14 protein-coding genes are annotated in these 18,814 nt (G+C 64.2%); 5 read left to right on the top strand and 9 right to left on the bottom strand.

Going from position 1 to position 18,814, the window contains the following annotated elements; genetic code table 11:
- The first annotated feature begins 1 nt into the window (after window position 1).
- From Q8O96_RS04670 to Q8O96_RS04655, 4 genes are all read left to right on the top strand, one after another.
- Window positions 2–1,060: an alpha-ketoacid dehydrogenase subunit beta gene (locus Q8O96_RS04670; protein ID WP_047303847.1), complete on the top strand. Its 1,059-nt coding sequence runs from the start codon at window positions 2–4 to the stop codon at window positions 1,058–1,060.
- Complete coding sequence (locus Q8O96_RS04665; RefSeq protein WP_305948450.1) at window positions 1,061–2,359, top strand: dihydrolipoamide acetyltransferase family protein; 1,299 nt, start codon at window positions 1,061–1,063, stop codon at window positions 2,357–2,359. It abuts the gene before it with no gap.
- A 17-nt stretch (window positions 2,360–2,376) separates the two neighbouring features.
- Window positions 2,377–3,768 (top strand): dihydrolipoyl dehydrogenase, encoded by a 1,392-nt coding sequence (gene lpdA, locus Q8O96_RS04660; protein WP_305948449.1) that lies wholly within the window; start codon window positions 2,377–2,379, stop codon window positions 3,766–3,768.
- A gap of 223 nt (window positions 3,769–3,991) precedes the next feature.
- Window positions 3,992–5,011 carry a branched-chain amino acid aminotransferase gene (locus tag Q8O96_RS04655; RefSeq protein ID WP_207167615.1) on the top strand — a complete coding sequence of 340 codons (1,020 nt, stop codon included), beginning with the start codon at window positions 3,992–3,994 and terminating at the stop codon, window positions 5,009–5,011.
- Window positions 5,012–5,110: 99 nt separating this feature from the next.
- Here Q8O96_RS04655 and Q8O96_RS04650 read toward each other — a convergent pair whose 3' ends face one another.
- The 9 genes from Q8O96_RS04650 to Q8O96_RS04610 form a co-directional block, all read right to left on the bottom strand.
- The gene (locus Q8O96_RS04650; protein ID WP_305948448.1) at window positions 5,111–5,797 is read right to left on the bottom strand and encodes a hypothetical protein; all 687 of its coding nucleotides are present in this window, start codon (window positions 5,795–5,797) and stop codon (window positions 5,111–5,113) included.
- 24 nt (window positions 5,798–5,821) lie between these two features.
- Window positions 5,822–6,715, bottom strand: a complete 894-nt coding sequence (locus tag Q8O96_RS04645; protein WP_305948447.1) for a TIGR03915 family putative DNA repair protein — start codon at window positions 6,713–6,715, stop codon at window positions 5,822–5,824.
- Window positions 6,712–7,932 carry a putative DNA modification/repair radical SAM protein gene (locus Q8O96_RS04640; protein ID WP_305948446.1) on the bottom strand — a complete coding sequence of 407 codons (1,221 nt, stop codon included), beginning with the start codon at window positions 7,930–7,932 and terminating at the stop codon, window positions 6,712–6,714. The genes Q8O96_RS04645 and Q8O96_RS04640 overlap by 4 nt, the downstream gene beginning before the upstream one ends.
- A gap of 141 nt (window positions 7,933–8,073) precedes the next feature.
- Window positions 8,074–9,240, bottom strand: a complete 1,167-nt coding sequence (locus tag Q8O96_RS04635; RefSeq protein ID WP_305948445.1) for a DUF1624 domain-containing protein — start codon at window positions 9,238–9,240, stop codon at window positions 8,074–8,076.
- Window positions 9,241–9,421: 181 nt separating this feature from the next.
- Entirely contained in the window at window positions 9,422–10,219 is a 798-nt protein-coding gene (locus Q8O96_RS04630) for a transglutaminase family protein (protein ID WP_102864396.1), read from the bottom strand.
- Window positions 10,216–11,166, bottom strand: a complete 951-nt coding sequence (locus Q8O96_RS04625; protein WP_102864395.1) for an alpha-E domain-containing protein — start codon at window positions 11,164–11,166, stop codon at window positions 10,216–10,218. Before Q8O96_RS04625 ends, Q8O96_RS04630 begins: the two co-directional genes overlap by 4 nt.
- 3 nt (window positions 11,167–11,169) lie before the next feature.
- A complete protein-coding gene (locus Q8O96_RS04620; protein WP_102864394.1) occupies window positions 11,170–12,579 on the bottom strand; it encodes a circularly permuted type 2 ATP-grasp protein in 1,410 nt (469 codons plus the stop codon).
- Window positions 12,580–13,071: 492 nt separating this feature from the next.
- On the bottom strand, window positions 13,072–13,572 hold the full coding sequence (locus Q8O96_RS04615) for an ATP-binding protein (protein ID WP_115582235.1): 501 nt from the start codon (window positions 13,570–13,572) through the stop codon (window positions 13,072–13,074).
- Window positions 13,573–13,662: 90 nt separating this feature from the next.
- Entirely contained in the window at window positions 13,663–14,871 is a 1,209-nt protein-coding gene (locus Q8O96_RS04610; protein ID WP_115582234.1) for an EAL domain-containing protein, read from the bottom strand.
- Between the two features lie 337 nt (window positions 14,872–15,208).
- Here Q8O96_RS04610 and Q8O96_RS04605 point away from each other — a divergent pair, with 337 nt between their 5' ends.
- Entirely contained in the window at window positions 15,209–18,811 is a 3,603-nt protein-coding gene (locus Q8O96_RS04605; RefSeq protein ID WP_305948444.1) for a transporter substrate-binding domain-containing protein, read from the top strand.
- The last annotated feature ends 3 nt before the right edge of the window (window positions 18,812–18,814 follow it).

Raw genomic sequence — 18,814 nt, 5'->3', positions numbered from 1 at the left:
CATGAACGATCACAACAACAATATCCAGCTGGAAACCGCCATGACCACCACCACCATGACCATGATCCAGGCCCTGCGCTCGGCCATGGATGTGATGCTCGAGCGTGACGACAACGTGGTGGTGTTCGGCCAGGACGTCGGCTACTTCGGCGGCGTGTTCCGCTGCACCGAGGGCCTGCAGGCCAAGTACGGCACCTCGCGGGTGTTCGACGCACCGATCTCGGAAAGCGGCATCGTCGGCGCGGCCATCGGCATGGGCGCCTACGGCCTGCGTCCGGTGGCGGAAATCCAGTTCGCCGACTACGTCTACCCCGCCTCGGACCAGATCATTTCCGAAGCCGCGCGCCTGCGCTATCGCTCCGCCGGCCAGTTCACCGCGCCGATGACCTTGCGTATGCCTTGCGGCGGCGGCATCTATGGCGGCCAGACCCACAGCCAGAGTATCGAGGCGATGTTCACCCAGGTCTGCGGCCTGCGCACCGTGATGCCCTCCAACCCCTACGACGCCAAGGGCCTGCTGATCGCCTCCATCGAAAACGATGACCCGGTGATCTTTCTCGAACCCAAGCGCCTGTACAACGGCCCGTTCGATGGCCACCACGACCGCCCGGTAACCCCCTGGTCGAAACACCCGGCGGCCCAGGTGCCGGACGGCTACTACAAGGTGCCGCTGGATGTGGCGGCCATCGCCCGTCCGGGCAAGGACGTCACCGTCCTCACCTACGGCACCACCGTCTATGTGTCGCAAGTGGCGGCCGAGGAAACCGGCATCGACGCCGAGGTCATCGACCTGCGCAGCCTGTGGCCCCTGGACCTGGACACCATCGTCAAGTCGGTGAAAAAGACCGGCCGTTGCGTGGTGGTGCACGAAGCCACCCGTACCTGCGGCTTCGGCGCCGAGCTGGTGTCGCTGGTGCAGGAACACTGCTTCCACCACCTGGAAGCCCCGATCGAGCGCGTCACCGGTTGGGATACGCCGTATCCCCACGCGCAGGAGTGGGCATATTTCCCAGGGCCGTCCCGAGTGGGCGCGGCGCTGCAACGGGTCATGGAGGTCTGAATGGGCACGCACGTTATCAAGATGCCGGACATCGGCGAAGGCATCGCGGAAGTTGAACTGGCGCAGTGGCACGTAAAAGTCGGCGACCAGGTGGTCGAAGACCAGGTCCTGGCGGACGTGATGACCGACAAGGCCATGGTGGACATTCCCTCGCCAGTGCACGGCACGGTCATTTCCCTGGGCGGCGAACCCGGTGAAGTGATGGCGGTGGGCAGCATCCTCATCAGCATCGAAGTCGAAGGCGCGGGCAACCTCAAGGAATCCGCCCAGGCCGCCGCGCCGGCGCAACAAGCACCGGCCGCTATTAATAAGCCGGCTGCCGCGCAAGTGGTCGAAGCACCCAAGGTGGAACAAGCCGTCGTCAGCCAAGCCGCCTGCCGCCCTGCGCCCCAGGCGCCGGTGGCGCGCCAGGCCGACGAACGCCCCCTGGCCTCGCCCGCCGTGCGCAAGCACGCCCTGGACCTGGGCATCCAGCTGCGCCTGGTGCAAGGCAGCGGCCCCGCCGGGCGCATCCTGCACCAAGACCTGGAGGCCTACCTGGCCCAGGACAGCCAGCCGCTCAAGGGCTACTCGGCGCCGGGCACAGGCTATGCCGAACGCCACGACGAAGAGCAGATCCAGGTGATCGGCATGCGCCGCAAGATCGCCCAGCGCATGCAGGAATCCAAGCACCGCGCCGCGCACTTCAGCTATGTCGAGGAAGTGGACGTCACCGCCCTGGAAGAGCTGCGCATCCACCTCAATGAAAAACACGGCGCCAGCCGCGGCAAGCTGACCCTGCTGCCGTTCCTGGTGCGGGCCATGGTCGTCGCCCTGCGCGACTTCCCGCAGATCAACGCGCGCTACGACGACGAAGCCCAGGTCATCACCCGCCACGGCGCGGTGCATGTCGGGGTCGCCACCCAGAGCGACGTCGGCCTGATGGTGCCGGTGGTACGTCACGCCGAAGCCCGCAGCCTGTGGGGCAACGCCGAGGAAATCTCGCGCCTGGCCAAGGCGGCCCGCAGCGGCAAGGCGGCCCGGGATGAACTGTCCGGCTCCACCATCACCCTCACCAGCCTCGGCGCCCTGGGCGGGATTGTCAGCACCCCGGTGCTGAACCTGCCGGAAGTGGCGATTGTCGGGGTCAACCGCATCGTCGAGCGGCCGATGGTGATCAAGGGCCAGATCGTGATCCGCAAGATGATGAACCTCTCCAGCTCCTTCGATCACCGGGTGGTCGACGGCATGGACGCTGCGCAATTCATCCAGGCCATTCGCGGCCTGCTCGAACAACCCGCCACGCTGTTTGTGGACTGACTTTCAGAGGAGCAGGCATGCAACAGACTCTCAACACCCAACTGCTGATCATCGGCGGCGGGCCTGGCGGTTACGTGGCGGCGATCCGTGCCGGCCAGCTGGGCATTTCCACCATCCTGGTGGAAGGCCAGGCCCTGGGCGGCACCTGCCTGAACATCGGCTGCATCCCGTCCAAGGCGCTGATTCATGTGGCCGAGCAGTTTCACCAGACCCGTCACCACAGCCAGGGCTCGGCCCTGGGCATCGAAGTGGCGGCGCCGACCCTGAACATCGGCAAGAGCGTGGAATGGAAGGACGGCATCGTCGACCGCCTGACCACCGGGGTCGCCGCGCTGTTGAAGAAAAACAAGGTCCAGGTGATTCACGGCTGGGCCAAGGTCATCGACGGCAAGACCGTGGAGATCGAAGGCACTGATACCCGCATCCAGTGCGAACACCTGCTGCTGGCCACCGGCTCGAAAAGCGTCAACCTGCCGATGCTGCCCATCGGCGGGCCGATCATCTCCTCCACCGAGGCCCTGGCGCCCAAGACCCTGCCCAAGCGCCTGACCGTGGTCGGCGGTGGCTACATCGGCCTGGAGCTGGGCATCGCCTATCGCAAGCTCGGTGTCGAGGTCAGCGTGGTCGAGGCCCAGGAGCGCATTCTCCCGGCCTATGACGCCGAACTGACCCAGCCGGTGCTGGAGTCGGTGAAGCAGTTGGGCATCAAGCTCTACCTCAAGCACAGCGTGCTGGGCTTCGATGCCGCCAGCAGCAGCCTGCAGGTGCGCGAGCCCAACGGCGACACCCTGAACCTGGCCACCGATCAGGTACTGGTGGCGGTGGGTCGCAAACCCAACACCCAGGGCTGGAACCTGGAAAGCCTGAACCTGGACATGAACGGCGCGGCGATCAAGATCGACCACCGCTGCCAGACCAGCATGCGCAACGTCTGGGCCATCGGTGACCTCAGCGGCGAACCCATGCTCGCGCACCGGGCCATGGCCCAGGGCGAGATGGTCGCCGAGCTGATCGCCGGCAAGCACCGCGAGTTCAACCCGGCGGCGATCCCGGCGGTGTGTTTCACCGACCCGGAACTGGTGGTGGTGGGCAAGACTCCGGACGAGGCCCGCGCTGCCGGGCTGGATTGCATCGTCAGCAGCTTCCCGTTCGCGGCCAATGGCCGGGCCATGACCCTGGAATCGAAAAGCGGTTTCGTGCGGGTGGTGGCCCGAAGTGACAATCAACTGATTGTCGGCTGGCAGGCGGTGGGGGTCGGTGTCTCCGAATTGTCCACGGCGTTCGGCCAATCCCTGGAAATGGGCGCGCGCCTGGAAGACATCGGCGGCACCATCCACGCCCACCCGACCCTGGGTGAAGCGGTCCAGGAAGCGGCGCTGCGGGCACTGGGGCACGCCCTGCACCTGTAAACACAACCTGTAGCCGCTGCCGCAGGCTGCGACAAGGTCCGCAGGACCTTCCGAGGGCCTCAAGAGCACGTTCTCTTCGAGGCCGATCGCAGCCTGCGGCAGCAGTTACAGGGTTCAATACGGGGATGCGGTAAGCCCCCGGAATGCAGTATTGTTGTGCCCATCCAAAAAAACGTCAGAAGCCTTAAGCCGTTCCGGCGGTTGTTAAGTGATAGAGGGTGTCATGGGTAACGAAAGCATCAATTGGGACAAGCTGGGTTTTGACTACATCAAGACAGACAAGCGCTATCTGTCGCACTGGCGTAACGGCGAGTGGGACGCGGGCACCCTGACCGAAGACAACGTGCTGCACATCAGCGAGGGCTCCACCGCCCTGCACTACGGTCAGCAATGCTTCGAAGGCCTCAAGGCCTACCGCTGCAAGGACGGCTCGATCAACCTGTTCCGTCCGGACCAGAACGCCGCGCGCATGCAGCGCAGCTGCGCCCGCCTGCTGATGCCGCAGGTGTCCACCGAACAGTTCATCGAAGCCTGCAAGGCCGTGGTCAAGGCCAACGAGCGCTTCATTCCGCCGTACGGCACCGGCGGCGCGCTGTACCTGCGTCCGTTCGTGATCGGCGTGGGTGACAACATCGGCGTGCGCACCGCGCCGGAGTTCATCTTCTCGATCTTCGCCATCCCGGTCGGCGCCTACTTCAAGGGCGGCCTGACCCCGCACAACTTCCTGATCTCCAGCTACGACCGCGCCGCCCCACAAGGCACCGGCGCGGCCAAGGTCGGTGGCAACTACGCCGCCAGCCTGATGCCGGGCTCCCAGGCCAAGAAGGCCAGCTTCGCCGACTGCATCTACCTCGACCCGCTGACCCACAGCAAGATCGAGGAAGTCGGTTCGGCGAACTTCTTCGGCATCACCCACGACGACAAATTCGTCACCCCCAACTCGCCATCGGTACTACCGGGTATCACCCGCCTGTCGCTGATCGAGCTGGCCAGGACCCGCCTGGGCCTGGAAGTGGTCGAAGGCGACGTGTTCATCGACAAGCTCTCGGACTTCAAGGAAGCCGGTGCCTGCGGTACTGCCGCGGTGATCACGCCGATCGGCGGCATCCAGTACCAGGACAAGCTGCACGTGTTCTACAGCGAAAAAGACGTCGGCCCGATCACCCAGAAGCTCTACAAAGAGCTGACCGGCGTGCAGACCGGCGACGTGGAAGCGCCAGCGGGCTGGATCGTCAAGGTCTGATTCGCCCCCTGCTGCACCCCAGCCCGCCCCTGCTTGCCAGGGGCGGGCTTTTTCATGCCTGGAGACTGCAGGATGCCTGCCGAAGGCGGGGCTCCCCCCTCAGAGGCTGATACCGAACGACATCAGCACCTGTTGCGTTCCATCCACCACCAGCAGTGCAGCCCGGGACGCCACCAAGGTGTAGAGAAAACTCGTGATCAGCACACAGAGTTCGAAGCAGACGAACATCGGCCAGTCGCTGGCTCGCAGCGGTCGGCCCTGCATGAGCCACTCCATTCGATTGCGTGGCAGGTGATAAACAAGTTCGAAAATCTTCAGCTCGCGAAACTGCTTGATCACCGCGTGTATCACCCCCATCGCAGTGACTATCGCGATACACCAGAACACAACGAACTCAACCCCTTTGTTCCCGTACCCGCCAAGACTGACTGTCTGTTGAAAAAAGGCGAGGCCGACCACCGATACCACAGGCCCAACTACCCAGGCGTAAATCACCAACCCCAGGCTGGCCATGGCCACACCACTGGCAAAGACACTGATGCGAACCACCCAGGCCAGGAACCCGGGGGAAAACTTCGAATAGGCCCTCTGGGTCTCGATCACCAGCAAGGGGATCAGCATGGTCAGCACTCCAACCGCGATGTCCACGACCTTGAACCCGGTCTTGGGCAGCAGCAGCGCCGCCAGGAAGGTCACGCCGCGGCTGCCCACCCGCCACATCATCTTGGCGTCGTCAGTCACTGCCTTCGACCAGAACTCCTCGGTAATGCCCTTGCCGTCATCCACACCGTCATCCATTGACTGCCTGCCTCATTGTTCAAAGCCGCGCATTGTCAGGGAAGGTCCTGGCGTCTGCCCAGCGCTATCGCTGCGCACCTGACCGATCCGCTTGCCTGGCCGCGCTGCCACCTGGCTGGCCTGGCCGTCGCGCTGCTTGCCGTGGCGCGCTTCGCTGATCAGCGCCGGAATCAGCGGTCCCTCCGGCAGGTGCTTCCAGAACCGGGTCGGCAAATGCCCCTGCATGACCCTGGGGTTGAGCCGCGCCGGGTTGAAGATGTGGCTGTAGTAGGCCAGCCACAGCTCGCCTCCGGGGTCGTCGCCGGCCTGGGCCAGTTGCTGCCAACCAGCGGGGCACTGGCGCTGGTGGTGCAGTTGCTCGCCGTCGAAGTACACCCCGTCCCGGGGCGTGGCGATCATCCAGCGGTGGCGCCCCATGCGTCCGATGAAGTGCCGGCTGGCCTGGGCCAGGATGTCGTGGGCCGGTTCGTGCCAGGCCACGTATTCGGGTTGCTCGGCCAGGGATGAACGGCCCTCGGGCAGCCTGACGAAGCGCACGAAGGCATGCAGGTGATGAGCCTCGCGGTCCACCTGCTTGATCCGCCGCTGCAACTCGCTGCCCAGTTGATCGCCGCTGAGCATGGCCGTGCGGTCGCCATGGCTGACCCGCCACAGCACCTCGTAAAGCAGGCTCCAGCGCTGCTCGCCGCGGTAGCAGGCGGCCCGCTGCAACAGCTCCAGCAGGGCCTGGGGAATGCGCGCGCGAAACGGTCCGGGCTGTTCGGGGCAGCTCTCGTCGCTGGCAAAGAGGTCGGCCTCCCGGGTCCCGGCCCAACTGACCCGGCTCGGATCGATGGAATGACTGAGCAGCCAGCGCGCCTGCTGGCGCCAGGTGTCGAACAGGTCGTCGCAGTCCAGGCTGATCATCCCCAGAGCCCCATCTGCTGCGGTTGCGGCCGGTCCCGCAGTTGCTGGTAGAGCAGCGCACTGCTGGTTTCCGCCTGCTGCGGGTGATAGTCGCTGGTGATGAAGAACGGCTTGGCCTTGCTCAGCACACAGCGCATGCGCGCCAGGTCCTCGAAGCGGATGCGCCGCTCGCGACGCAGCTCCACCAGGCGCTGGGTGGTGCGCAGGCCGATCCCCGGAATGCGCGCGATCAAGCTTGGCTCGGCGCGGTTCAGGTCCAGGGGAAACAGGTTGCGGTTCTCCAGCGCCCAGGCCAGCTTGGGGTCGATGTCCAGGGCCAGGTGCCCCGGCCCCTTGAAGAGTTCGTTGGCACTGAAGCCATAGCCGCGCAGCAGGAAGTCGGCCTGATACAGGCGGTGCTCGCGCATCAGCGGCGGCGCGGCCAGGGGCACGCTTTTCGGGCTGTTGGGGATCGGGCTGAACGCCGAGTAATAGACCCGGCGCAGGCGAAAATTGCCGTACAGCGCCTCGGCGCTGTGGAGAATGGTGCTGTCATCGGTGTCGTCGGCACCAATGATCATCTGGGTGCTCTGCCCCGCTGGGGCGAAACGCGGCGCCCGGGGCTCGTTGCGCACGGTCTGCTCGCCGGTATAGATGGTGCCCATGGCCTGCTTGATCGAGCCCAGGTGTTTTTCCGGGGCCAGGGTCTTGAGGCCCTGGTCAGTAGGCAGCTCGACATTGACGCTGAGGCGGTCGGCATAGCGCCCGGCTTGCTCGATCAGCAGCGGGTCGGCGTCGGGAATGGTCTTGAGGTGGATGTAGCCGCGGAACTCGTGTTCTTCACGCAACAGCCTCGCCACCTGCACCAACTGCTCCATGGTGTAGTCCGCCGAGCGGATGATCCCGGAGCTGAGGAACAGCCCGCTGACGCAATTGCGCCGGTAGAAATCCAGGGTCAGGCGCACCACTTCCTCGGGGCTGAAACGGGCCCGGGGCACATCGCTGGAACGGCGGTTGACGCAGTACTGGCAGTCGTAGAGGCAGAAATTGGTCAGCAGCACCTTGAGCAGCGAGACGCAGCGCCCGTCCGGCGTATAGCTGTGGCAGATGCCCATGCCATTGCTCGAGCCCAACCCGCTCTTGCCTTCGGAACTGCGCTTGGGCGCGCCGCTGCTGGCGCAGGAAGCGTCGTACTTGGCGGCGTCGGCGAGGATGCTCAGCTTGTCGATCAGTTGCATGGCGAGGCTCGAATACTGTTTTTATATACAGTACAGAGAGTGCCCCGTGCCGTTCAAGCGGTGTTTATCGGCGCCGGCAAAAAAACGCTGATCGCCCTGCCTGCGCCAGCAATCCGGTGCAGGCAGCAAGGGACTGGCCCCTTAGAAGTACTTCAGCCAGGCCAGGTCGCGGCGCCGGGCCTTGAGTCGGGCGAAGCCCCGCACCGGCGGGTACAGGACCAAGGCCAGAAGCAACGTGATCAGCCACAGCCAGCCCAGCGAGTCGAAGCCAAAATAGGCCCCTTGATTGCGTCCCAGCAGCGCCACGGCCAGCAGATACAGGCCCTTGAGCACATACAAGTGCAACAGGTAGAAGAACATCGGCGCCGCGCCAAATACGCCGAGCACCCGGATCAAACCGCTGTCCTGCCGCCGCTCCAGGGCCCGCAGCAGAAGCAGCCCGGCGCCCAGGGTCAGGGCGATAAACAGCAGCGACGGCGGGTATTTGGTGATGTTGAAAAAGCTCATCAGGGTTTGCCCCCAGGTCTCGCCACTGACCCAGGGCCGCTCGCCATAGCCGTTAAGCAGCCGCAGCACGATGAACCCCGCCAGCGCCGCCAGCCCCCATCGCAACAGACGCTGCTGTCGCTGAGCGGCCCCGGCTTCGCGGGCGAACCAGGGCCCCAGGGCATAACCCAGGCCGATCACGCCGATCCATGGCAGCAACGGATAGGAGGTCCGCAGACGCAGCCCTTCGCCCCATTCGATCCAGCCGCGATCATGCAGGATCGCCCAGGGCACGTGCAGCGCCTCGCCCGGGGCGAAATGCAGCCCATCCAGCAGATTGTGCCCGCCGATCAGCAGCAGGCTCAGGCCCAACAACAGCGCCCGAGGCAGCCACAACAGGGCCGACAGCGCCAGCATGCTCAGGCCGATGACCCAGATCACCTGCAGGTAGATCAGCGTCGGCGGGATCTGCCCGGTCCAGGCGAAGTTCACCAGGGTCAGTTCCAGCACCACCAGGAACAACCCACGCTTGAACAGGAAAGTGCTGGCCTCGGCCCGATGGCCGTGCTTCTGGGCAAACAGGTAAGCCGAAAGCCCGGTCAGCAGGACAAACACCGGCGCGCACAGGTGTGCCAGGGTGCGGCTGACAAATAGCCCGGGCTCGGTGGTGGCCACGTCCATGGGATCGCTCACCTGCCGGTGCAGGAAGAAGGTTTCCCGCACATGGTCCAGTAGCATGAACAGCATCACCAGGCCGCGCAGGGCATCGATACTCAGCAGCCGGGTGCCGAGGCTCGCGGGAGGGTTGGGTAAAGAACTCATAAGGAGGGATCGCAGCGTCAGGTTCAAAGGGACGGTGCCGGTCTCGCGCCCGGCAAATCGGCCGTTACTTTATAACATCTGGCTGTCTATCCAAAACTCCTTAGCTGTGGCCACGGCCCCAGGCAACAATCGACCCGTAGCGCCGCGCCCGTCAGGGCACGGGCGGCGACGCTGCGCGGCGTTACTGATGCTGGAACTGCACCATGGAACTGACCTGGACCCGAGCCTGCATCTGTTCAGCCCCTCCCCCGCGACGCATGCCGCGCACCGGGCAGGCATCCAGGTAGTCCAGGCCCACCGCCAGTTTCAGGTGACGCTCGGGTCGCGCCAGGCGGTTGGTCACGTCGAAGCTGTACCAGCCGTCGTCGAGCCAGGCTTCGGCCCAGGCATGGCTGGCCAGGTGGCTGGCGTCCTCGGTGCACAGGTAGCCGGAGACGTAACGCGCGGGAATCCCCAGGCTGCGGGCGCAGGCCAGGAACGCGTGGGTATGGTCCTGGCAGACCCCGGCAGCGCCGGCAAAAGCTTCGGCCGCAGTACTGCCAACCCCGGTGGCGCCCGGGCTGTAGGGCATGTGCTCGGCCAGGGCCTGCATCAGCTCGATCAGCGCGGCGCGATCACGGCGCTCGCCGCAATGGCGCCGGGCAAAGTCGCAAAGGGCCGAGTCCGCCTTGCTCAGGTGGCTGCAACGCAGGAACGGCAGCGGCGACTGGCTGTCGCCCTCCACTTCCCGCGTGCCATCGATCTGCACTTCGCCAAAGGCCGTGAGGACAATGGCGCCGTGGGGCTCGTCGAGGGTCATGACATGCAGGATATTGCCGTAGGGGTCGCGCTGGGCGCGCACCTGCCGTGGCAGCTCCAGGTGCCATTGGAGGATCTGCTGGCGCTGGCTGTCCTGGGGTGTCAACCGCAGGAACTGGATGCTGGTGCAGACTTCATCGGCGTAGCTGTAGGTCGTGTCGTGACGAATGGACAGTTTCATACCACCTCCAGATAGGACTCATGCACGGTCTGCCCCAAGTGGCGGATCTGCCCGATGCAATCGGTCAGCCACTGGTGCAGGCCGGAATCGAGAATCTCGTTGATCCCGGTGTAGCGCAGGCGCGCATTCAGCTCGGCGGCCAGGCGCTGGGCCGGACGCCCGTTGTCCCCCGGCAAGGTGGCCAGGAGCTGGTCCAGTTCCTCGACACAGGCATGCAGCGAGCGCGGTACATCGGCGCGCAACAGCAGCATCTCGGACACCTGCTCGGCCCCCGGGGCATTGCGGTAGATCTCGTTGAACGCTTCGAAGGACGACAAGGCACGGAGCAAGGCGCTCCACTGGTAATAGCCCCGGGCCGAGTTATCGCTGACTTCCTCGGACTCCTCGCCGAACATTTCATAGCGTGCGTCCAGCAGGCGCAGGGTGTTGTCGGCGCGCTCGATAAAGGTCCCCAGGCGAATGAAGCGATAGGCGTCGTTGCGCATGATGGTGCCGGCGGTGGCGCCGCGGAACAGGTGCGAACGCTCCTTGACCCACTCGCAGAACTGGCTGATGCCGTAGCGCCCCAGGCCATTGCGGGCGATGTTGCGCATCTCCAGCCAGGTGGCGTTGATGTTCTCCCACATGTCCGCGGTGATCCGCCCGCGCACCGCGTGAGCATTGCTGCGGGCCGCCCGCAGGCAGCAGTAGATGCTCCCCGGGTTGGTCTCGTCGAGGGCGAAAAAGTGCAGCATGCGCTCGGTGTTCAGTTCACCGTAGCGCTGGTTGTAGTCATCCAGGGTGCCGGCCGCCAGCAACGACATGGCCAGTTCGGCATGGCCGTCACCGCGCCCGGCCTGGGGCATCAGCGACAGCGAATAACTGACCTCGAGCATGCGCGCCAGATTCTCGGCGCGCTCCAGGTAGCGGGACATCCAGTACAGGTCCGCAGCGGTTCTTGAGAGCATGGTTCAGTCCTCCACTACCCAGGTGTCTTTGGTGCCGCCGCCCTGGGACGAGTTCACCACCAGCGAGCCTTCGCGCAGCGCCACGCGGGTCAGGCCGCCGGGCACCAGGCGGGTTTCCCGGCCGGAGAGTACGAACGGCCGCAGGTCGATGTGCCGCGGGGCGATGCCGCTTTCGACAAAAGTCGGGCAGGTGGACAGGGACAGGGTCGGCTGGGCGATGTAAGCCTCGGGGCGAGCCTTGAGGCGGGTGCGGAATTCTTCGATCTCCGCTGCGGTGGCCGCCGGCCCTACCAGCATGCCGTAGCCGCCGGAGCCCTGGGTTTCCTTGACCACCAGGTCCGGCAGGTTGGCCAGCACATGGGACAGCTCGGCGGGCTTGCGGCACTGCCAGGTGGGCACGTTCTTGAGGATCGGTTCTTCGCTCAGGTAGAAGCGGATCATCTCGTCCACATAGGGATAGATCGACTTGTCGTCGGCGACCCCGGTGCCCACGGCGTTGGCCAGCACCACATTGCCGCAGCGATAGGCGGCGATCAGCCCGGGCACGCCGAGCATGGAATCGGGGTTGAACGACAGCGGATCGAGGTAGGCATCGTCCAGCCGACGGTAGATCACGTCCACCGCCTGGGCGCCGGAAGTGGTGCGCATGAACACCCGGTCGTCACGCACGAACAGGTCGGCGCCTTCTACCAGTTCCACGCCCATTTCCCGGGCAAGGAACGCGTGCTCGAAATAGGCACTGTTGAAACGTCCCGGGGTCAGCACCACCACCGTCGGGTTGTCCAGGGGGCTGGAGCTCTTCAGGGTGTCCAGCAACAGGTTGGGATAATGATCGATGGGGGCAATGCGCTGGGCGGCAAACAACTCGGGAAACAGACGCATCATCATCTTGCGGTCTTCAAGCATGTAGCTCACGCCGCTGGGGGTGCGCAGGTTGTCCTCCAGCACGTAGTAGCTGCCATCGCCGTCGCGCACCAGATCGACCCCGGCGATATGGGCGTAGGTGCCCCGGTGCAGGTCCAGGCCCTGCATGGCCACCTGATAGCCTTCGTTGGCCAGCACCTGCTCGGCGGGAATGATGCCTTCCTTGATGATCCGCTGGCCGTGATAGATATCCGCCAGGAACAGGTTCAGCGCCTGGACCCGCTGCACGCAGCCGCGCTCCACCGTGCGCCACTCGCTGGCCTTGATGCTGCGGGGAATGATGTCGAAGGGAATCAGGCGTTCAGTGCCCTGTTCGTCGCCGTACAGGGTGAAGGTGATACCGGCGCGGTGGAACAACAGGTCGGCTTCACGCCGACGCTGGTCCAGCAGCTCCAGGGGCGTGTCCGCCAGCCAACGGGCGAACGCTTCGTAGTGTGGTCGACAGGTGCCGCTGGCAGCGTACATTTCATCGAAAAAAGCGCGGGACATAGCCAACTCCTTGCCGCGATATGAACGGCTTTTTATTTGAACCCTGTGTGTGCGTGACCCGGCTTTAACCTTGAAGGGATGATAGTTCCCCTGTGTGCGAGCACCTCCTGGGCCCACGGTCGGACGGCCCCTGCCGCCCGCTTCACAGAGCGGTAGCAAAGGCTATGCCGCAAATGCCCAAACCACGGCCACTGCGGCATATGGTCTGAAAAACCCCACAAATAGCGACAAATACATTCATAAAAGAGACATAAATCCCCACCAGGAAGCGGTCTTGGGGACGCCCATGGGGACCCTGCCCGAGTCATGGCAAACGGTTGCGGGCTGAATCGGTGCACAAAGCCCCAGGGAGGATTTTTTTGCCCCGTTATCGGGAGCTTTGCTGGCAATAGGGCGTGCACTGGCCAGCAGCGGCCCCTGAACACTGACCGCCAGCGCACCATCGAGGTTCAAGGCATTGACTGGCCACAGCGAGGATTGGCCGGTCGGCCGTCAGCTGCGCACCGGCAACCGAGCCAGGATCAGCGCCACCGCCTGCTGCGGCGACAGGCTCGCACTGTCCAGGCGCAAGGGCGACTGCGCCCAGGCCTGGTAGTCGTGATCGAGTACCGACTGCCAACTGGGCGCTTGCAGCCCCGGCACATCCACCTGCCGGGTCTCGACCCGCCGTCGATGTTCCCGGGGGTCGGAACAGATCACCTCGACATCCAGCAGGAGCACTCCCAGTCGCTGCGCCAGATCGCTCCAGGCCTGACGACTTTCGGCCACGGGATTGACGCAATCGGCCAGCACCGGGTTGCCCAGGGCCAGATTGGCCTCGGCCAGTTGCAGGGCGATCTGGTAACCGGCCTTGCCGACCTCTGCCAGGCCGGCATCGCGCAGGCCCTGCTCGATGCTGTCGATACGCAGGTAGGTGGCTCCCAAGTGGGGAGCCAGGGTGCGAGCGATGGTGGTCTTGCCGGAGCCCGGCAATCCGCTGAATACGATGAGCATGCAAGGCCCTGGCTGGAACGTTGGAGGGCAAGCTTCAACGCAATCGCCGTCGACGTCCAGCGCGGGACCCTCCAACACCGCAGAGCAGTGTCAGGGAAACACTAAAGGTTGCTCGGCCGGGATGCTTCGCGGCCAGGACAACAGTGCGCTTTCCGACATCGGCCGGGCGTACCAGTACCCCTGGGCCATGACGCAGCCTATTTCCAGCAGCAGGCGCCGTTCGAGCTGGGTTTCCACCCCCTCCACCACCAGGCACATTTCCAGGTTGCTGGCTAAGGCCAGGGAGGCACCGACCACCGCGCGACAGCGGGGCTGACGCACCAGTTCACGGACAAAATGCGCATCGAGCTTGATCTGGTTGAACGGCAGTTCGCACAGGCGCTGCAAGGAGGAATAGCCGGCGCCGAAGTCGTCGATGGCCAGGTTGCACTCCATCATCCGCAGACGCACCAGGTTTTCCAGGCTGATGGCCGGCGCCTGCACCAGGCCCACCTCGGTGATTTCGAACGTCAGCAACCGCGGCGGAACCTGATGCCGGTCGATGGCCTGACGGATGTGCCTGACGATGTCACCGCTGGCCAGTTGTCGGGGCATCAGGTTGAACGCCAGCTCCAGTTCTTCACCCTGGTCCAGCAGTCGGCGCTGCAGGGCCATGCTCTGGTCAAGCTGCTGGTGGAGAACCTCGTCCAGCAGGCCTGCGGCCTCCAGCTCATCGAGAAAGGCCGCCGGCGCCAGGACCCCGCGCTCGGGATGGCACCAACGCATCAGCACTTCGGCGCCACAGCAACTGGCGTGGCGCAGGTCGAACTTGGGTTGGTAGTAGGCGACGAACTGGCCCTGCTCGACGCCCCGCTGCAGGTCTTCAAGGCTCACCGGGGCAAAGTGCCGGGACGGTGCCGGAACCTGTTGCTGATGGCGCTGCTGATACAGTTCGAGCATCGCCTGCAAGGCTTCCAGGTCCGCCGGCTTGCCCACGTCCCCCAGGACGATCAACCCATGCAGGCTGATCATCTGCAACACTGCGCGACGCAGATCGGACTCAATCAGGCTGTAGAGAATCACCGCCCGCACCAAGTGCTCCTCACTGGCTCGCCGCAAGAACTCCAGGCCGTCCATGCCCGACATCTGCAAGTCGCACAGAACGATGTCCGCCGCACCGCGCTCACGCAGCAGGTTCAGGGCACTGTCCCCATCGGACGCCGCCAATGGCTGAGCTACATCCAGGCGTCGCAATTGCTCCAGGGCCAGTAGTTGCTGCACCGGATGGTCTTCAAGCACCAATATTTTCAGGGTATTCACGCGCGGCTCCAGGGTGAGCGGCGACTGCCCAGGGGCCCGATAACGGATCGCTAGGCGCCTTCTGTGGCACTAACCGACAGAAGTATCGCAAGGGTGCAGATAGACACAAGCGTATCGCCAACCGAACGCGGGTCAAGACTAAGCCCCTACCTTCGGTCCGCCAGCCTTGACGGGCTTGCCCAAGCCCGAGCAACTCAGGAAAATAGGCCCGTTTCGCGCTCTTCCTTGATCTATATTGATATCCAGCATTGACGATCAGCCCTTGTGCGGCGGTCAACTCAGCCAGCCCAGTTCCTCCTCGACTCATCCTTGTGCCGTTCTTCGATCAGGAGCCCCGATGCCCCGCTTCCTCCTGCCAACGCTGATATGGCTGGCATGCTTTCCCGCCTTGGGAGACACAGCAACTCCCTTGCAACTGCTCAACTATGAATCACCCCACCACCATGAACTGCCCTTGACCAACGATGATTGGCAATGGCTGCGCAACAAGCGCGAACTGGTGCTGGGCACCTCGCAGCAGAACCTGCCACCGCTGGAGATGGTCAACGAGTCCAGGGAATACGAAGGCATCACCGCAGACTACATCGGCCTGCTGGCGGACGCTCTGAGGGTGAAGATCAGCGTCCGCGCCTATGACAACCGCGAACAGGTCTTCAAGGCCCTGGCCAAGGGTGAGATCGACTTCATGGGCAGCGTGACACCGGTCGATGCCCAGCAACATCAGCTCCTGCGCAGCCAACGCTACCTGGTCAATCGCCCGACGCTGGTGGCCCGCCTCGGGGACTCTCCATCGCTGAAAAACGGCTTGCAGGGACGTCGCCTGGCCATTTCCCCGGACACCATCAGCCTGCCCGTTGCCCGGGCCATGTACCCCAAGGCACAGATCGAAGGCTACGACAGCACGGATGCCGCCATGGCCGCCGTGGCCTTCGGTGATGCCGATGTGCTGCTCAGCGATGCGGTCTCGGCGCAGTTCCTGATCTCGCGCAACTACAGCGACTACCTGCGGATCATCTATAGCGGCCCCGCGAGCATCCCGGGTTTCGCCTTCGCCGTGAACCCGGACAACCAGCAGTTGCAACGCCTGATCGACAGTGCGCTGCAAGCGATCCACAAGGAACAGGACATCAGCATCCGCAATCGCTGGGGCGACCGCCTGCTGCTGAGCATGGAAAAAACCGATCTCACGGCCGACGAACAACGCTGGATCGAAAACAACCCCGTGGTGCGCATCGGCATCCACCGCTATCTGCCACCGATGTCCTACTTCGACGCCGAAGGCAATTACCTGGGGATTACCTCCGACCTGCTGGCCATGCTGGAGACCAAGACCGGGCTGAGTTTCGAGATCGATGCCATGCCCAGCTTCACGGACCTCAACAACGCCGTACGCGAGGGCCGGGTGCAGATGGTGGCCGATCGAGCCCGCAACCCCGAGCGCGAAGGCTATTTGCAATTCACCCGCCCCTACCTGGTCGGGCCCTACATGTTGATCACTCGCGACGCTCCCGATGCGCCGAGAACCCTGGAAGAAATGGCCGGCAAGACCCTGCTGATCGGCAGCGGCCATGCCCTGGTGCCGCTGCTGCGCCAGCGCTATCCACAGATCCGGATCAAAGAAGTACAAACCAACTTCGAAGCCCTGGCCCTGTTGCGCGACCACAAGGGCGATGCTGCGGTGCAAGCGGAAATCGCCGTCAGTTTCAACTTGCCGCGCATCAAGCAAGACCAGCTCAAGGTCCGATCGGCCCTGAACCTGCCGCTGCTGAACGAATCCTTCGGCGTGCGCAGGGACCAACTGGAGCTGTTCAGCATCATCGACAAGTCCTTGCGCAGCATTTCTCCCGACGCCATTACCGAGCTCAATAATCGTTGGCGCTCCAAGGCCGCTGTCGTCCCTCCTTCCTGGCGCGACTACCGCACCACCCTCTACCTGGCGGGTGCCGTCTGCGTGCTGTTGCTGCTGATCGCCCTGGCCTGGGGCTATGCCATGCGCCGCCAGGTCAGCCAGCGCGAACGGGCCGAGCATGCGCTCAACGATCAAATGCGCTTCATGGACGCGCTGATCAACGGCACGCCGAATCCGATCTACGTGCGCGACCTCGAGCGGCGCCTGGTGATCTGCAATGACAGCTATCTCAAGACCATGGGCACCGATCGCGAGAGCGTGCTGGGCAGCAACCTCGAACAGTTGGCGGTGCCCGAAGCCGGTCTGTTCGCCAAAGATTTCCAAAGCATCCTCGACGGTGGCCCGCCGCTGCTGATCGACCGCACCGTCCATATCCGCGGGCAGCAGACGCAGATCTACCACTGGATGCTGCCCTATCGAAATGCCCAGGGCGAAATCCTCGGCATCATCGGCGGCTGGCTGGACATCAGTGAGCGCCAGCAACTGCTGGACGAGCTGACCCAGGCCAAGAACGACGCCGACAAGGCCAACCGTGCCAAGACCACCTTCCTGGCCACCATGAGCCATGAGATCCGTACCCCCATGAGCGCGGTCATCGGCATGCTGGAACTGGCCCTCAAGCGTGCCGACCAGGGCCAGCTCGACCGTAGCTCGATCGAGGTGGCCTACAGTTCGGCCCAGGGCCTGCTGGAGTTGATCGGCGACATCCTGGACATCGCCCGGATCGAAAGCGGACGCCTGAGCCTGAGCCCCGAACGGGCCAACCTGCGGGATCTGGTGGAGTCGGTGTTCCGGGTCTTCGATGGCCTGGCCCGGCAAAAGGGCCTGCGCCTGGAGCTGGATCTGGACAGCAGCGTCAATGGCGACGTGCTGGTGGACCCACTGCGCTTCAAGCAGGTGCTGTCGAATCTGCTGAGCAATGCGATCAAGTTCACCGAACACGGCGGGGTGCAGATCCGTTTGCAGGCCGAGGGTGACGATGCGCAACTTTTGCCCCTGCTGCTGACCGTCAAGGACACCGGGATCGGCATCGATCCCGACGACCAGCAACGGCTGTTCCAGCCCTTCAGCCAGGTGCCAGGGCAACATCAGAACGCCCGCTCGGGCACCGGACTGGGGCTGGTGATCTGCCGCACGCTCTGCGAAATGATGGGCGGCCAACTGCGTCTGGAGAGCCAGCCGGGCGTCGGCACCCTGGCCCGGGTGCAGGTGCAGTTGAATCGCCTCGACCCACTGCCCGATGCCCCGCCTGCTGTAGCGCAAGCCACCCCGTCGGTCGCCGCCAGGGCACCGCTGCATATCCTGGTGGTGGACGACAGCCAGGCCAATCGCCAACTGCTGTGCGAACAACTGCGCTTCCTGAACTATTCATTGAGCCAGGCGCAGAACGGCGCCGAAGCCTACAAAGTCTGGCAGCGGGAAACTTTCGACGTGGTGATCACCGACTGCAACATGCCGGTGCTGAACGGCTATGAACTGACCCGACAAATCCGTGTTGCCGAACAGATCCAGGGCCGGCCGCCGGTGCAGATCTTCGGCTTTACCGCCAACGTCCAACCCGAAGAGGAACAGCGTTGTCGGGACGCCGGCATGAATGGATGCATCTTCAAGCCTATTGCCCTGCCGGAACTGGACCGCCGTCTGCGAGAACTGCCCGCCCTGCTCCGCTTGCAACTCAAGGCCAACAGTGAGCGCTTCGACATCCAGCAACTGGACCACCTCACCGGCGGCAACCCAGCATCCATTCAGCGGGTGCTCAAGGGCTTGCACCAGAGCAACCAGCAGGACTTGAAGCAGATCCGCGGGTTGCTGGCCAACCCCGACAATAAAGGCGTGACCGACCTGGCTCACCGTATCCGCGGCGCGGCGCGGATCATCAATGCCCAGGCCCTGATCGATGAATGCGAATACCTGGAGAAGGCCTGCCGCGAAGGCGCGAATGCCGGCCAGATCAAGACGGCATTGACGCGATTGGAGCAGGCCATGGTGGGGCTGGATCGTGACTTGCTGGAGTCCGTGGTGCCCGATTGAGCA

The organism is Pseudomonas sp. LPH60 (assembly GCF_030718165.1).
Taxonomy (GTDB): Bacteria; Pseudomonadota; Gammaproteobacteria; order Pseudomonadales; family Pseudomonadaceae; genus Aquipseudomonas; species Aquipseudomonas danubii.
This window is presented reverse-complemented; position numbering and strand designations above follow the sequence as displayed.

Excerpts from the sequence above, each read along its gene's own strand:
- Q8O96_RS04670 (WP_047303847.1), top strand. The coding sequence starts at position 2 with ATGAACGATCACAACAACAATATCCAGCTGGAAACCGCCATGACCACC.
- Q8O96_RS04665 (WP_305948450.1), top strand. The coding sequence starts at position 1,061 with ATGGGCACGCACGTTATCAAGATGCCGGACATCGGCGAAGGCATCGCG.
- lpdA (WP_305948449.1), top strand. The coding sequence starts at position 2,377 with ATGCAACAGACTCTCAACACCCAACTGCTGATCATCGGCGGCGGGCCT.
- Q8O96_RS04655 (WP_207167615.1), top strand. The coding sequence starts at position 3,992 with ATGGGTAACGAAAGCATCAATTGGGACAAGCTGGGTTTTGACTACATC.
- Q8O96_RS04645 (WP_305948447.1), bottom strand. The coding sequence starts at position 6,715 with ATGATCAGCCTGGACTGCGACGACCTGTTCGACACCTGGCGCCAGCAG.
- Q8O96_RS04640 (WP_305948446.1), bottom strand. The coding sequence starts at position 7,932 with ATGCAACTGATCGACAAGCTGAGCATCCTCGCCGACGCCGCCAAGTAC.
- Q8O96_RS04635 (WP_305948445.1), bottom strand. The coding sequence starts at position 9,240 with ATGAGTTCTTTACCCAACCCTCCCGCGAGCCTCGGCACCCGGCTGCTG.
- Q8O96_RS04630 (WP_102864396.1), bottom strand. The coding sequence starts at position 10,219 with ATGAAACTGTCCATTCGTCACGACACGACCTACAGCTACGCCGATGAA.
- Q8O96_RS04625 (WP_102864395.1), bottom strand. The coding sequence starts at position 11,166 with ATGCTCTCAAGAACCGCTGCGGACCTGTACTGGATGTCCCGCTACCTG.
- Q8O96_RS04620 (WP_102864394.1), bottom strand. The coding sequence starts at position 12,579 with ATGTCCCGCGCTTTTTTCGATGAAATGTACGCTGCCAGCGGCACCTGT.
- Q8O96_RS04615 (WP_115582235.1), bottom strand. The coding sequence starts at position 13,572 with ATGCTCATCGTATTCAGCGGATTGCCGGGCTCCGGCAAGACCACCATC.
- Q8O96_RS04605 (WP_305948444.1), top strand. The coding sequence starts at position 15,209 with ATGCCCCGCTTCCTCCTGCCAACGCTGATATGGCTGGCATGCTTTCCC.